This window comes from Streptomyces sp. NPDC051636, from assembly GCF_044453765.1.
Lineage (GTDB): Bacteria > Actinomycetota > Actinomycetes > Streptomycetales > Streptomycetaceae > Streptomyces.
The window spans coordinates 1-13,916 of record NZ_JBITDA010000043.1 but is presented as its reverse complement, the minus strand read 5'-3'; the positions used below and the strand labels follow the sequence as shown (position 1 = coordinate 13,916).

The following is a 13,916-nucleotide window of genomic DNA, read 5'->3' as shown; positions in this document are numbered from 1 at the left end:
ACGGCCAGCCCGAAGGGTTCGACGAGCCATGACCGACGCCATGACCGACGCCGCGACCGACGCCATGACCGCTGCCACGACGAGTGCGGCAGCCGCGGCCGGCGGCGCCTGGACGAAGGCCGGTGACCTGCCGTCACCGGCCTCCTGGTACGGGCAGTACGACGGCGCCGTCCTGCTGAAGAGCGGCAAGGTGCTGCTGGTCGGCGGCTCGGACGCCACCTCGGCCGTCCTGACCCGCACCGCGGTCTACGACCCGGCCGCCGCGACCTGGACGACGGGCGTCCCGCTGCGCTTCCCGCGCCGACTGCACACCGCGACGCGGCTCGACGACGGCCGGGTGTTGATCGCCGGGGGGACGAGCGGCTCGTCGCCGTTGTCGCCCGGCCTCGCCGGCGCCGAGCTCTACGACCCGGCCGACGGCAGCTGGAAGACCGCCGCCGACATGCGCGAGGCCCGCTGGGGGCACAGTGCGGTGCTGCTGGCGGACAAGCGGGTGCTGGTGGCGGGCGGCGTCGCGGTGCGCTCCGGCGACTCCGTCAAGGCCCTGCGGTCGGCGGAGATCTACAATCCGGCCACCGACACCTGGACCGACGCCGGGACGATGACCGACGCCCGGACCGGCCACTCCGCCGTCCTGTTCAAGGGCGGTCAGGTGCTGGTGTGCGGCGGCACCGCGCCGATCTCCGGGCACGACGACGCCTCGCTCGCGTTCTGCGAGCTGTACAACCCCACCACCAAGGCCTGGACCCCGACCGGCAGCCTCCTGCGGCCCCGGAGCCGGCACCAGGCGGTGGCCGCCTCCGACACCGCCGCACTGGCGTTCGGCGGCGCCACCCCGGGTGCCCCGGGCGACGGCACCTTCGACCCCTTCACCGGCCTGACCGTCGAGCGCTACGACCTGGCCACCGGGACCTGGACGGCGATGCCGGCCTCGCCCGGGGGCCGCGGCCTCCACCGGGTGGTCCCGCTGGGCGGCGGGAAGTTCCTGCTGGTCGGCGGCACCGCCGAGGTGCGCGACGGCGTCGGCTACCGGAGCGCGCTGCTCTTCGACGACACCACTCGGGCGTGGACGGCCGCAGCCGGCACGACCACCGGCCGCTGGGCGTTCGCCGCCACCGCGCTGTCGGACGGCCGGGTGCTGATCGCGGGCGGGACGGTCCGCGCCGGGCTCGCCGCCGCCGATCCGGCGGTTCACGAACTCACCGCCACCACCGAGGTGTTCGGGGCCGCCTCATGACGACCAACGCCTACTCCTTCCTGCCGTGGCTGCGCGGCGGCATCGCCACCAGGATCGCCGCCGATCCGGCCGGCCCGGTCACCCGCGCCGAGATCCCGGTCCGCCTGCACCTGACCGGCGAGCCGGTGGCCGGCCCGCCGCCGGAGCAGTTCGTCGAGCAGAAGGTCCAGCTCTACGGCCCCGGCGACATCGTCGGCATCGATCCGCGGGTGGTCTCGCGGACCGAGCCGCGGGCCTGGGTCACCAACGCCGAACCCAACTACCTGGCGCACATCGAGTTCTACGACGAGGACTTCCCCTGGCAGTACAGCCCGCTGGCACCCGAGGCGGACACCGGACGGCTGCGGCCGTGGCTCGCCCTGATCGTGCTGGAGGGGCCGAAGCAGACCGGCGAGCCGGGCGAGTTCACCGAGGGCGCGGCGCCCGGGCGGCCCCTGCCGTTCATCACCGTCACCGACCCGGCCGGTACGCTGCCGCCGCCGGAGCAGCTCGGTGCCTGGGCGCACGTGCATGTCGACGGGGAGCTCGTCGACCCGATCGTCTCGGAGAACATGCCCTCCGCGCTGGCCGCGCTGCGGCAGGTGCTGCGCGCCAACCCCGACCGGGCCTGCTCCCGGCTGATCTGCCCGCGGCACCTGTGGCCGAACACCGGGTACCACGCCTTCCTGGTGCCCGCCTTCGAGACCGGGCGGCTGGCCGGCCTCGGCTTCGACCCGGGTGCCACGCCGAGCGCCGCGCACTCCGCCTGGGGGCCGAACTACCCCAACCGGCAGGCTCCCGGTCAACTCCCCTACTACCACCGCTGGTTCTTCGGCACCGGTACCGCGGGTGACTTCGAGTACCTGGTCCGGCTGCTGCAGCCCGGGCGGCCCGACCCCCGGGTGGGGCGGCGCGATGTCGACGTCCAGCGCTCGCCCGGACCGGGCCTGCTGGGAATCACCGAGCCCGCCGCGCTCGGCGGGGTGCTCAAGCTCGGCGGGGCACTGCGGGTGCCCGACCGTGAGCCGGACCTGTGGGACAACTGGGACGGCCGCTTCCCCACGCCTCCACCACCGCCGCCGGCCCCGCCGCCGCCCGTTCCGCTGCCGTACCCGCACCCCTTCCAGCAGGCCCTCGCCGGACGGATCAACCTGGCCGACGACTACCTCGAACACCCGCCCACGGTCGCGCACGCCCGGCTGGCCGAGTCGCTCGGTCCGGCGGGCGCGGCCGCGGCGCCGGGGCCCGGTGCGGCCGATCCGGTGATCACCCCGCCGCTGTACGGGCGCTGGCACGCCCGGACGTCCCGGCTGTTGTCGCAGCGGGACGGCACGCCCGTCCCGGCGCCGGAGAACCGCAACTGGGTGCACCGGCTCAACCTCGACCCGCGCTTCCGGATCGCGGCCAACTTCGGTACCCAGGTGGTCCAGGCGCGGCAGGAGGAGTTCATGGCCGCCGCCTGGGAACAGGTCGGCGAGGTGCTCGCGGCTAACGACCGGATCCGCGCCGCTCAGCTCGCCCGCGAGGTCGGCCATGTGCTGCACGGCAAGCACCTGGCGTCACCGGTCCCGCCGCCGGTGCCGCCGACGCCCGCGCCGGGGGTCGCGCAGGCCGCCGCCGCTGCCCCGCCGCCGTCCGGTCGGTCCCTGCGGCTGACCGCGCCGGCCGGCTCCCGGGTGACGACGACCGGATCGGCGGAGGCGGCACGGGCCGCTGGCCCCGGCGGTGCGGAGCCGGCCGAGCTGGTGGCCGTCGGCTTCGAGGTGGCCCGCAGCCGGATCGCGGCCGCGCCGGTGTCGCCGCCGATGCGGCGGATCACCCGGCCGCGCTCGCGGCTCATGCGCGGGCTGCCGTTCGCCGCCGCGAACCAGCCGCCGGACGCGCTGCTGCCCCGGATGGACGACCCGGCCACCGGGATCGCCGCCGCGCCGCCCAAGGCCGCACCGGCTGCGATCGTCACCCCGGCGCAGCTCGCGAACGTCCTGCACCCGCCCGGGCCGTCGTTGGCCGGAGCGCAGGAGGCCGGGCCGTCCGATCCGGTGGGCGGGCTGCCGAGCAGCTCGGACTTCGTGCTCAGCCTGCCCGGGGAAGGGGTCGTGCCCCGTCCGGGCGGCGAGGACTCCGCCGAGGCGCGGCTGTTCAAGCTGGCACTCCGGGACCTCCACGACGGGCTCGACGCCGCCGTGGTCGGCGGGCGGACGCGGGAACGCCTCCCGCTCGGCATCACGCCGGTCACCGGCACCATGCTCGCCGGGCTGAGCGCCGACGAGACCGTGCCCCGGCAGTTGCTGAGCGGGGTGAGGCTCCCGGAACGGCTCCAGCCCTTCGCCGAGCGGTTCCTGGAGGCGATGGCGTACCCGGTCATCGACCTGCCGATGTACCAGTCGCTGCTGGACATGTCGGTGGACACCTTCGTGCCCAACCTCGGGCTGGTTCCGCCGAACACGATCACGCTCCTGGCGACCGACCAGGAGTTCATCGAGGCGTTCATGGCCGGGCTCAACCACGAGTTCGCCCGCGAGCTGCTGTGGCGGGAGTTCCCGACCGATCAGCGCTGCACCTCGTTCCGCCAGTTCTGGGATCCCCGGGTGGAGCCGCCCCGGCCCGGCGAGACGGCCGCGGAGCGCAGGGAGCGCCTGTACGACATCACCCGGATGGACGACTGGACCAGGGACACGGCGCTCGGTGGGCACGACAACCGCGACCTCGTCCAGGAGGAGGAGCTCGTCCTGGTGATCCGCGGCGAGCTGCTCAAGAAGTATCCGACGGCCGCCGTCTACGCGCACCGCGCCGCCTGGGCGAAGGGCGAGGACGGGGTGGTCGACCCGAGCCTGGAGCGGGTCCTCGCCGACGTGCCGGACGGCGACCGCCCGTCCCCGGAGCTGGTCAAGCTGCCGATCTACGAGGCCAGGGTGGAGCCGGACATCACCCTGCTCGGCTTCGACCTGACGGCGGACCAGGCGCGGGGGGAGCCGCCGCTGGACCCCGGCTGGTTCTTCGTGATCAAGGAGCGCCCGGGCGACCCCCGGTTCGGCGCCGACGACGGCGCGGGCACCGCGGTAGAGGTGTGGAACGACCTGTCTTGGCGGGCCATCGACCCGCTCGACCGGCGCTTCGTCAGCCTCGACCCGGGCGTGCAGGTCCCGCTCGTCCGGTTCGACGGCTCCGAGGACGACCAGGAGAAGCGCGAGCAGCGCCGCGAGGACGCCGCGCTTCCGCTCTGGCACTCCCGGCTGAGCTCCGCGGACATCGCTTACATGCTCTTCCAGGCACCGGTACTGATCGCCGTCCACGCACAGGAGATGTTGCCCGATGCCCGCCCCGCTCAGTGACGACCTGCCGGTCCTGCTCGGCCCCGTCCGGCTGGAGACCTGCTTCACCGAGACCGAGCTGCTGATCCGGATCTTCCCGGACGAGTGGGCGGTCGACAAGTTCGAACCCCTGCCCGGCGAGGCCGAGTTCACCGCGCTGAGCGCCTACTGGACGGCGGTGTGGCGGGCGGGCGGCGACAGCGCCGCCGAACAGGTGGCGTGGCACGAGTTCACCGGCCGGGTCCCCGTCGGCCGGGCGGCCTGGCTGCGCGCGGAACATCCGCCCGCCAACCCGACCGAACAGCCGGCGAACCTGCCGGAGGACACCGTCGTGCTGGTCCTCGCCGGCCCCACCGCGCTTCCCGCCGCCGACCGGCAGCCGACCGCCGCCTACTGGACGGCGGTCTGGCGGGCGCACGGTGACCGCACCCGGCTGCGGTCCGCCGACGCGGCGCTGTTGGCCTCCGTCGGCCCCGAGCGGGCCCGGGCCGTCCGCGGCCGGCGGCCGGCCGGGATCGACGCCGCGCCCACCGACCCGCGCGACGGCGTCCTGGTCGCCTTCCTGGTGCTGCCGCGCCCGGCCCAGGTGGCCCGGGACTCCTGGACCAGGGCCCCCAAGGCCGGACTGCTGCCCGACAGATTCACGGCGCTCGGGTACGTCGGCGGCACCCAGGTCTTCGCCGTCCCCGGCAAGCCGGTGCCCGACGAGCTGGCGGTCGGCCCCGATCCGAACACGCCGCCCGGTGAGCAGCTCAAGGTGGACGAGCGGACCGGCGCCCTCCGGGTGCCCGCGCCGCTGCGCTGGCTGACCGACTTCAAGGAGGCGTTCGAGGTCGGCATGGGCATCCGCGTCCCGCTCGACGCCCTGAACCGCAAGGGCGTGGACCGGCTGGTCGTGCTGGGACTGCGCGAACGCACCGACCCGCAGCAGTCCGCCGTCGAACTGGGCCGGCTGGTCACCCGGCAGCTGCGCAGTCCGGCCGGGTACGCACTGCTGCCCCAGGGCACCCCCACCAACAACTCCGAGCAGGCACAGGCCGGCCAGGACGCCCGCGAGGAGGCGGACGCCGGGCTGCGCACGGCCGCCGGGTTCACCGCCACGGCCGCGCCCGGCGACTGGACCACCAGGACCGACGGCCAGTGCCTCGCCGAACTGCTCGGCATCGACCCCGCGGTCCTGGCCGGGGTGCCGAACGCCGACCGAACCGACCAGCGGGACGCCCGCGCCGCCAACACCGCCCTCTGGCCGGCGACCTGGGGCAGCTTCCTGCAGACCACCCTGTACCCGATCGTGCCGCCGCAGGCCGCGGCCGACACCCGCGACTTCTTCCTCCGCCACGTCAGCGGACGCGGCCCCGTCCCGGCCGTCCGGGTCGGCCGGCAGCCCTACGGCATCCTGCCGACCACCGCGTTCAGCCGGCTGACCTGGCCAGCGGCGACGGCCCACCGCACCACCCTGCACCGGCTGTTGAGCGCGGCACTGGCCGACTGGCGGACCGCGGCCGATAAGGTCGCGCGCATCGACGGCGGCGACCCCGACCCGCACCAGCGGCTGCTGGACATCCTGGCGCTGCACCCCACCTCGGCCGAGTACCACCAGCGGTACGCACAGAGCGTCGAGGACGTCTTCAACCGGGAGAACCTCGGCGGCCTCGGGGGCACCGTGCTGCCCGCGCTGGAGGACGTGCTGCACATGCCGCAGCCGATCCGCACGCTCCTCGCCCGGCTTGGCTACCAGGTGCACCCGCCAGAGCGCCCGGACCCGGCGCTGGTCCGCCGGCTGTTCGCCGGGACGCAGCACCCCCTGCTCGCCCCGCTGGTGGACGACCGCCCGCTCTCCGAGACCGACCGGGTGCGCGCCTCCACGGCCGGTCCCGATCCCGGGAACTACCTGCACTGGCTGGTCCGGTACGGGCGCACCGACCTGGACAAGGTGCGGCTGGAGGACGGCTTCGCCGGGAACCGCGCGCCGGCCGCACTGCTGTACCTGCTGTTGCGGCACGCCGTCCTGCTCGGCTGGGAGGACGCCGGACGGCGCCTCGCGGTCGCCGCCGGACGCCCGGCCCCCTCCCTCGCCGACCCGCTCTTCGTCCACGTCCGCACCAAGCGGCCCGGGGAGCCGGCGCCGCCGGTGAGCGAGAGCCGGTACCGGCAGCTGTACGCCCCCGACCCGGCGATCACCGGTAGCTCCGACCCGGACCTCCTGGTGCACCGGTTCATCCCCGGCGTGCTCGAATCGAGCCCGGCAACCGCGGCGCTCGCCGGGCAGCTGCGTGCCGTCGAGCTGCTCGCCGACCTGCCCACCGCCCGGCTGGAACGGGTGCTCGCCGAGCACCTCGACTGCGCGACCTACCGGCTCGACGCCTGGCTGCTCGGACTGGCCAACGAGCGGCTGGCCGAGCTGCGGTTCGGGCCCGACGGCACCGCCGCGCCCCGTCCGGGCGTCCACCTCGGGTGCTACGGGCTGCTGGAGGACGTCCGCCCGCGCGAGCACGCGCTCGGGTCGGTCACGCTGGACCCGCAGCTCGCGGCGGTGTTCGGGGCGGCCGAGATTCCGTACGACCGGACCAACGGCGGTTACGTCCACGCCCCGTCACCGAGCCACGCCACCACGGCCGCCGTCCTGCGCGCCGGCTATCTCGCCAACGGGACGGAGGCCGACCCCGGCTCGTTCGCGGTGAACCTCAGCTCCGGGCGGGTCCGGATCGCCCTGGAACTGCTCGACGGGCTGCGCGCGGGCCACTCGCTCGGGGCGCTGCTCGGGCGGCGCTTCGAGCGCGGGCTGCACGACCATCACCCCGGCGTCGAGCTCGACCGCTTCCTTCCGGCGCTGCGGCGCGCGTTCCCGCTGCGCGCGGGCAAGTTGTCCGAGGTGACGCCGCAGGGCAGGGCGGACATCGACGTGATCGAGGCCCGCAACGTCGTCGACGGGCTCGAACTCGTCCGCCGCGCCACCCGCCCGCCGGCCGCGCCGACCTACCCCTTCGGCGCCCAGGACATGCCGGAGGCCTCCACCGACGAGCAGGACGCGATCAACGCCGAGCTGCGGCACCTGCTCGACATCCACGACGCGCTGGCCGACCTCGCCGTCGCCGAGAGCACCCACCAGGTGCTGCTCGGCAATGCCGAGCGCGCCACCGCGACGCTGGACGCCTACGCCAAGGAGGGCTTCCCGCCGGAGCCCGCCGTCGTGCAGACCCCGCGCAGCGGCGTCACCCTGACCCACCGGTTCGCCGTCCAGCTCACCGCGGGGCTCAACCCCCACGCCGGTGTCGCCCGGTTCCGCGGCGACGGCCCGCGGGCCAAAGCCGAACCCGCTGTCAACGACTGGCTGCCCAGCCTGTTGCCGGCGCAGCACGAGGTGGCGGTCCGGGTCACCTGGACCGATCCGCTCGACGGGCTGCCGCGCCGGAGCGACGTCACCCAGTTCGACCTCGAACTGCAGCCCATCGACCTGCTGTGGACCCTGCGGCCGGCGCGCGAGACGGCGATGACCGATCTGGACGACCGGATCCTCGGCGTCGTCGTCACGCGGGACAAGCCGCGCCCGGACGTCCCGCTGACCATCGAGTACACCACCCGGGTGGACGGCAAGGTCACCCTGTTCGAGGTGTCGCCGCTGGTCGAGGCGCTGCGTTCGCTGCTGACCACCTCCCGGCCGCTGCGGCCCACGGACCTGGTCCCGGCCTCCGGGCCGACCGGGGTCGACCGCTCGGCCGACGAGGCGGTCGCGGTGCCCCGGGAGCGGCCCGCGGCCGTCCGCGCGGGCCTGGACGCCCTGCGCGCCCGGGTGGCCGACCACCTCACCGTGCTGGCGCGGCTCTACCCACCCGAGCCGGCCTCGGTGCGGCGCGAGGAGGTGCTCGAACGGATCGACGCGCTGATCACCGCCCACAGCCGGCTCGCCACCACGGCCGGTCTGTTCGGTCTGCTGCGGAGCGGCTGGGCGGAACTGGTCGAGTGGCGCCGGGGGGTGTTCGCCGACGTCCTGGCGGCGGTCGTCGTGGCGGCCGCGCGGATGGGGCGCTCGCTTGCCGAGGCGGACGCGCTCATCGCCCGGTACGACGCGCTGCCGGCGTCCGCGCCGACCGAGGAGCGGTTCCGGCTGCTGGAGCAGGCCGAACGGCTGCTCACCACCACGCCGACCAGCCCGCGCCCGTCGACCCCGGCCAGGCTGCGCGTCATCGTCGCCGGCCGGAGGTCCGCGTTCGACTCCCGGTTGCAGGGGCTCCGGCGGCTCGCCCGGACCACCCGCACGACGCTCGCCGGTCTGGTCGCCGACGTCCGGGCCCAGCTTCCGCTGACCGCCTTCGACCCGGTAGGCCTGGATCTGACGCCGTACGAGGACCGGATCGTCGAACTGGGCCGCGACCTGCTGGCCCGGGCGCAGGCGCTACAGACGGACGTCACCGGGCGGCTCGCCGCCGCCGACACGGCGCTCGCCGAGCACGACGCGGCGGCGACCGACCCCGACCGGGTCCGGGCGGCCACCGCGGCGCTGGTGGCGATGCTCGGCGAGGACGTCCTGGTGGTGCCCGAGTTCACGCCCTCCGACCAACTGGCCCAGGACTGGAAGCGGGCCCGCGCCGACAGCCCCGGGCTGGTAAAGCACCTGACGGACGACTTCGACCGGAACTTCCCGGTGGACGACTGGGTCCACGGCATGGCCAGGGTCCGGGAGAAGCCACGGCTGTGGGAGAAGGCCGTCGCCCTGGGCGACGCGCTGCGCGGGCCGGGCGGGCTGCTGGGCAACATCCCCGGCTGGCAGGAGCCGCAGCTGACCCCGGTCCAGTTCCCCTACCGGGAGGGCGACCACTGGCTGGCGATGGAGTTCCGGGCAGGCACCCGGATTGAGGAGGACCGGCTGCTGTTTACCGCCCACTACGCCTCCGAGCCCCTGCTCGGCCCCGCCCGGCGGTGCGGCGTGCTGTTCGACGAGTGGACCGAGGTGGTACCGGCCGAACAGGAGACCACCGGGATCGCGGTGCACTACGACGGCCCGGACTCCGAACCCCCACAGACCATGCTCCTGGTCGTCCCGCCGGCCCGAACCGGCACCTGGGTCTGGGACGACCTGGTCGCCGCCGTCCGGGAGACCTTCGACCTGGCCAGGATCCGGGCCGTGGAACCCGGCCACCTCGACGGCACCGCCTACGCCCAATTCCTGCCGGCCACCGTCCTGTCGGCCACCCGACAGCCGATCACCATCAGCACCGATCTCGCGATCGCCAACCTGCGAGGGAAGGCCCGTGGCTGAGCCCCGAATCGAGAACCTCCGCGAGGCGCTGGACAACCGCCGCGCGCCCACCGTCGGCCTGTGGAACCGCATCGAGGGCAGGCCGCGCACCACCGACTTCGCACGGGCGCTGCGCGCCGAGGTGCGCGATCCGCTGTGGATGCTCACCCGGCAGTGGCAGATGGGCGAGTTCCGCGGCACGGACGGCGGCTCGCCAGTCACCGCGACCTATTCGGTGGTCGCCACCCCGCCGAGCAGGTTCCGACCAGCCGACGGCGCGGTGGAGCCGCTGCCCGCCGACCGGCCTCTGGAGGCGGTCGCGGAGCGGCGCCCGCTGCCGTTCGCGTTCGCCGCCGACCGGATCTCTTTCGACCTGCGGCTGGCGATCGGGCGCCGTTGGATGAAGCTGGTCGGCAAGACCCCGATCCTGCTCGGCCTGGGCATCCGGCAGAAGTACGTCGACCGCTACCCCATCGCACTGCCCGACCCCCGGGCGGACGCGGACGCCCCGAGGGTGGCGCACCCCGAGGTCTGGTCCGCCCTGCAGACGGTGGCCGGCCGCCGGATGGACGGCTACGAGTTCTACCTCGCCCTCAAACGGGGACGGCCCGCACACGACGGGATCGACGGGCTGCCGGGCCTGCAGCGCGAGGAGCTGGCCAAGCTGGCCCGACGGCTGACCGCCTGGTTCGACGCGCTGATCGACCAGCCGGCCGAGGACCCGGCAACCCACACCGGCAACACCGCCTGGGATCCGGCACGGCTGGAGCACCGCTTCTCGGTCGCGGCTGGTGCGGCCGGCGGGGCGGAGAAGGTCCTCACCGCGCAGGAGTACCCGGGCGGCACGCTGGACTGGCACGCGTTCTCCGTCGACCCGGCCGGTCCGCTCGGCGGCGCCGCTCCACCGCCCGCGCCGCTGAACCGCACTGTGTTTCCGGCGCCGGTCCGGTTCTCCGGCATGCCGCTGCCGCGCTGGTGGGCGGTCGAGGACGGCCGCACCAACTTCGCCGCCGTGCGGCCGGACAGCACCGACCTGGCGCGGCTGGTCTTCCTGGAGTTCGCGCTGGTCTACAGCAACGACTGGTTCCAGCTGCCCTGCGACGTCCCCGCCGGGACGGTGGCCTCGATCCGCGGGCTGACGGTCACCGACGTCTTCGGCCGCAAGCTGTGGATCACGCCCGCCGGGGCGGGTGACGACGCCGACTGGCAGCGCTGGTCGATGTTCACCCTCGACACCATCGGCGACGCGTCAGTCCCGGCGGACACCGATCTGCTGCTGCCGCCGAGCGTGCCCAGGGTCGCCGAGGGGCCGGTCCTGGAGGAGGTCACGCTGGTCCGCGACGAGAGCGCGAACATGGTGTGGGGCGTCGAGCAGACCGTCCGGCTGGCCACCGGCGAGCCCCGGCGCGGCAGCGAGGTGGCCGCCGAGATCCTCGCTCACCGGCTGGCCCTGCACCCGCCGACGGTGCCGCCGCCGGCCGCCGCGCCGGTCCGCTACGAGGCGATGAACACCGTCCCGGAGAACTGGATCCCGTTCATCCCGGTGCACGTTCCGGGGCAGAACCGCCAGATCCGGTTGCAGCGTGCGGCCATGCTCGGCATCGTAGACGGCGAGCCGGTGCCGGCCCGCACGGCCCTGCTGCGCGAGGGTTTCGACCAGGGCCGGCCGTACTTCGTGCACGAGGAGGAGGTGCCGCAGACCGGCACCGGGATCACCTCCTCCTTCAACCGCACCCGCTGGAGCGACGGCCGGGTCTCCCTCTGGCTCGCCACCCACCGCCGCCCCGGCCGGGGCGAGGCGTCCAGCGGGCTCGCCTTCGACTTCCTGGAGGACACCGCCCCGCCACCGGGCACCACCGGCTGAGGACCGCCGCCTGCTCGATCGCCCGCCCTCCCCGCGACCGACCTCGACCTTTCGGCAGGCCACCCGCCGGTCCTGACCGACCGCCGCCTCCACCCGCCTCACGCGACAGCGCCCGCTCTCCGGCACGTTCGGAGGGCAGGCGCTGTCATATGAGCGTCAGTGGCCGGTGAGTTCGCCGCTGAGGTTCTGGTGGACGTGCGCGCTCCGGTGGTTGAGGCCGGTGATCCGAACGGTCTTGCCGCGCTGTTCGAACTTGGTGGTGACGGCGTCGAGGGCGGCGACGGAGGAGACATCCCAGATGTGGGCGTCAGTGAGGTCGATGACGACGTGTCCGGGTCCCCGGCATGGTCGAACTAGGGAGCGTATCCAGTTGTGATCAACCTGCGGGATTCGCTCCCGCAGTGGGGCGGGTTCCGGTAGATCGTCATGCATGACTCGGTGCACAACTGACGGGCCCGGAATGGGAGTTCATCGAGCCCTGCCTGCCGATTGGCAGGTTCGGCCCGTACCCCGAGCGGCTGCGGCAGCAGTTCGAGGGCGTGCTCTGGCGGTTCAAGACGGGCGGGCAGTGGCGGGAGATGCCGGCCGAGTTCGGTGCCTGGCCGACCGTCCACAACCGATTCCGCCAATGGAGGGACGCCGGCGTCTTCGAAGCCCTGCTGGAGGGGTCACGGAGGCAGCGAAACGAGGTGAGGTGGACTTGTCCCTGGTCAGTGTGGACTCCACCACCGCCCGGGCCCACCACGACGCCGCCGGGATGCACCTCGACGAGGACATCATGCTCGCCTTGGAGAAGGCCGCGGCCGAGGAGGAGAAGGCCCGGCAAAAGGGGGCAGCCATGAGGAACCAGCCGAGCAGGCCGTCGGAAACGATCCCGAGCAGGAGGAACGGCGACGCGTCCGGCGCCGGCGCAATCTCCGGCTGAAGGCTGCCCTGCTCGGCCGGTCGAGGGGCGGGCAGACCAGCAAGGTCCACCTCGCCGCCGACCGGAGGTGCCGCCCACTGGCGTTGCTGCTGACTGCGGGACAGGCGGCGGGCAGCCCGCAATTCATCCCCGTCCTGAAGAAGGTGCGGGTCCGCGGGCCTGTCGGCCGTCCCCGCACCCGGCCCGACGCGGTCGCCGGGGACAAGGCGTACTCGTCTCGTGGCAACCGCGCCTACCTGGGAAAACACCGCGTTAAGGCGGTCATTCCGGAGAAGAAGGACCAGGCCGCCAACCGGAAGAAGAAGGGCAGTAGGGGCGGCAGGCCCGTCAGCCATGACGTCGAGCTCTACAAGGAACGGAACACTGTCGAGCGTGCGATCAACAAGATGAAGGCGCGGCGAGGCATCGCCAAGCGCTATGACAAGACCCCGCGGAGCTACCTTGCCGGTCTCCACCTCCGCGCCTCAATGATCTGGATCAAGGACCTAACGCGAGCCGCCCCTTGATCACGACCAAATACGCTCCCTAGTAAACGTAAGGCCACCCGTCCTTCCACCCAAGGTAATTGATCCCCAGCTCGGGCTTGCCGTTGGCTCGGCCGTCGTAGTAGTGGTATGTCAGCAGGTCGTGGTTGTCCACGTCGTCGTGCATGACGGACTGCCCGCCCGGACCGATCACCCAGCTGTCGTGCGTGCCGAGCAGCAGGCTGCCGCCGTCTCCGACCATGTTGTGCCCGGCTTGGTCGACGTAGGGGCCGTCGGGCGCGGTGGAGCGGCCGACATGGATGCTGTAGTTGCTGTTGACACCCTTGCAGCAGTAGTCGAAGGACACGAACAGGTAGTAGTAGCCATTCTTGTAGTAGACGAAGGGTGCCTCCACCGGGTCGGGCCAGCCATGCAGCCTCTGCGCCAGGTGGCGGATCCCGGTGTCCGTGGCCGACCGCTTCCCAGTCTGAGGGTCCAGGGCAATCATGTAGATGCCGAGCCGGAACGACCCGAAGGCCAGCCACCATTTGCCATTCTTGTCCGTGTCCCGCGCCTCGGGCCGGGCAGGCCGCGCACCCTGCCCAATCGCGTGCGCGCCGACAAGGCGTACGCCTCCTGGAAAAACCGCGCTTACCTGCGGCGGCGCGGGATCCGCTGCACCATCCCTGACAAGGCCGACCAGGCCCGCAACCGCAAGAAACGCGGCTCCCGCGGCGGCCGGCCGCCGAAGTTCGACCCGCAGGACTACAAGGCTCGGCACGCGGTCGAGTGCGGCATCAACCGCCTAAGACGTCGTTTCTGATGGTGTGATCGCTCGTTGAGCCGTGCATGACGGATCTGGTGGAGCGGTTGGTGCCGGACGAGTTGTGGACGCTGTTT

6 protein-coding genes and 2 pseudogenes are annotated in these 13,916 nt (G+C 73.5%); 6 read left to right on the top strand and 2 right to left on the bottom strand.

Features of this window, described 5'->3' with window-relative positions; all coding sequences use genetic code 11:
- Positions 1-28: 28 nt before the first annotated feature.
- From ACIBBH_RS39385 to ACIBBH_RS39370, 4 genes are read left to right on the top strand one after another with little or no spacing between them, the layout of a single operon-like run.
- Positions 29-1,237, top strand: coding sequence for a Kelch repeat-containing protein (locus ACIBBH_RS39385; protein WP_399413313.1), 1,209 nt, complete (start codon positions 29-31; stop codon positions 1,235-1,237).
- Positions 1,234-4,548 (top strand): hypothetical protein, encoded by a 3,315-nt coding sequence (locus ACIBBH_RS39380; protein WP_399413311.1) that lies wholly within the window; start codon positions 1,234-1,236, stop codon positions 4,546-4,548. The genes ACIBBH_RS39385 and ACIBBH_RS39380 overlap by 4 nt, the downstream gene beginning before the upstream one ends.
- Positions 4,529-9,784: a hypothetical protein gene (locus ACIBBH_RS39375; protein WP_399413309.1), complete on the top strand. Its 5,256-nt coding sequence runs from the start codon at positions 4,529-4,531 to the stop codon at positions 9,782-9,784. The genes ACIBBH_RS39380 and ACIBBH_RS39375 overlap by 20 nt, the downstream gene beginning before the upstream one ends.
- Positions 9,777-11,627, top strand: coding sequence for a hypothetical protein (locus ACIBBH_RS39370; RefSeq protein WP_399413307.1), 1,851 nt, complete (start codon positions 9,777-9,779; stop codon positions 11,625-11,627). The genes ACIBBH_RS39375 and ACIBBH_RS39370 overlap by 8 nt, the downstream gene beginning before the upstream one ends.
- Before the next feature lie 156 nt (positions 11,628-11,783).
- Here ACIBBH_RS39370 and ACIBBH_RS39365 read toward each other — a convergent pair.
- Positions 11,784-11,980 (bottom strand): annotated as a pseudogene (locus ACIBBH_RS39365) (STAS domain-containing protein); the annotation flags it as partial.
- Positions 11,981-12,073: 93 nt separating this feature from the next.
- Here ACIBBH_RS39365 and ACIBBH_RS39360 point away from each other — a divergent pair.
- Positions 12,074-13,058: pseudogene (locus ACIBBH_RS39360) on the top strand (IS5 family transposase).
- A 19-nt stretch (positions 13,059-13,077) separates the two neighbouring features.
- Here the strand turns inward: ACIBBH_RS39360 and ACIBBH_RS39355 are convergent.
- Positions 13,078-13,524 (bottom strand): family 43 glycosylhydrolase, encoded by a 447-nt coding sequence (locus ACIBBH_RS39355; RefSeq protein WP_399413305.1) that lies wholly within the window; start codon positions 13,522-13,524, stop codon positions 13,078-13,080.
- A gap of 102 nt (positions 13,525-13,626) precedes the next feature.
- Between ACIBBH_RS39355 and ACIBBH_RS39350 the strand changes: the two genes are divergently transcribed.
- The gene (locus ACIBBH_RS39350) at positions 13,627-13,839 is read left to right on the top strand and encodes a hypothetical protein (protein ID WP_399413302.1); all 213 of its coding nucleotides are present in this window, start codon (positions 13,627-13,629) and stop codon (positions 13,837-13,839) included.
- Positions 13,840-13,916 lie beyond the last annotated feature (77 nt).

Bases quoted from the DNA above. Each gene is read 5' to 3' on its own strand.
- ACIBBH_RS39385 (WP_399413313.1), top strand. From the start codon at position 29: ATGACCGACGCCATGACCGACGCCGCGACCGACGCCATGACCGCTGCC.
- ACIBBH_RS39380 (WP_399413311.1), top strand. From the start codon at position 1,234: ATGACGACCAACGCCTACTCCTTCCTGCCGTGGCTGCGCGGCGGCATC.
- ACIBBH_RS39375 (WP_399413309.1), top strand. From the start codon at position 4,529: ATGCCCGCCCCGCTCAGTGACGACCTGCCGGTCCTGCTCGGCCCCGTC.
- ACIBBH_RS39355 (WP_399413305.1), bottom strand. From the start codon at position 13,524: ATGATTGCCCTGGACCCTCAGACTGGGAAGCGGTCGGCCACGGACACC.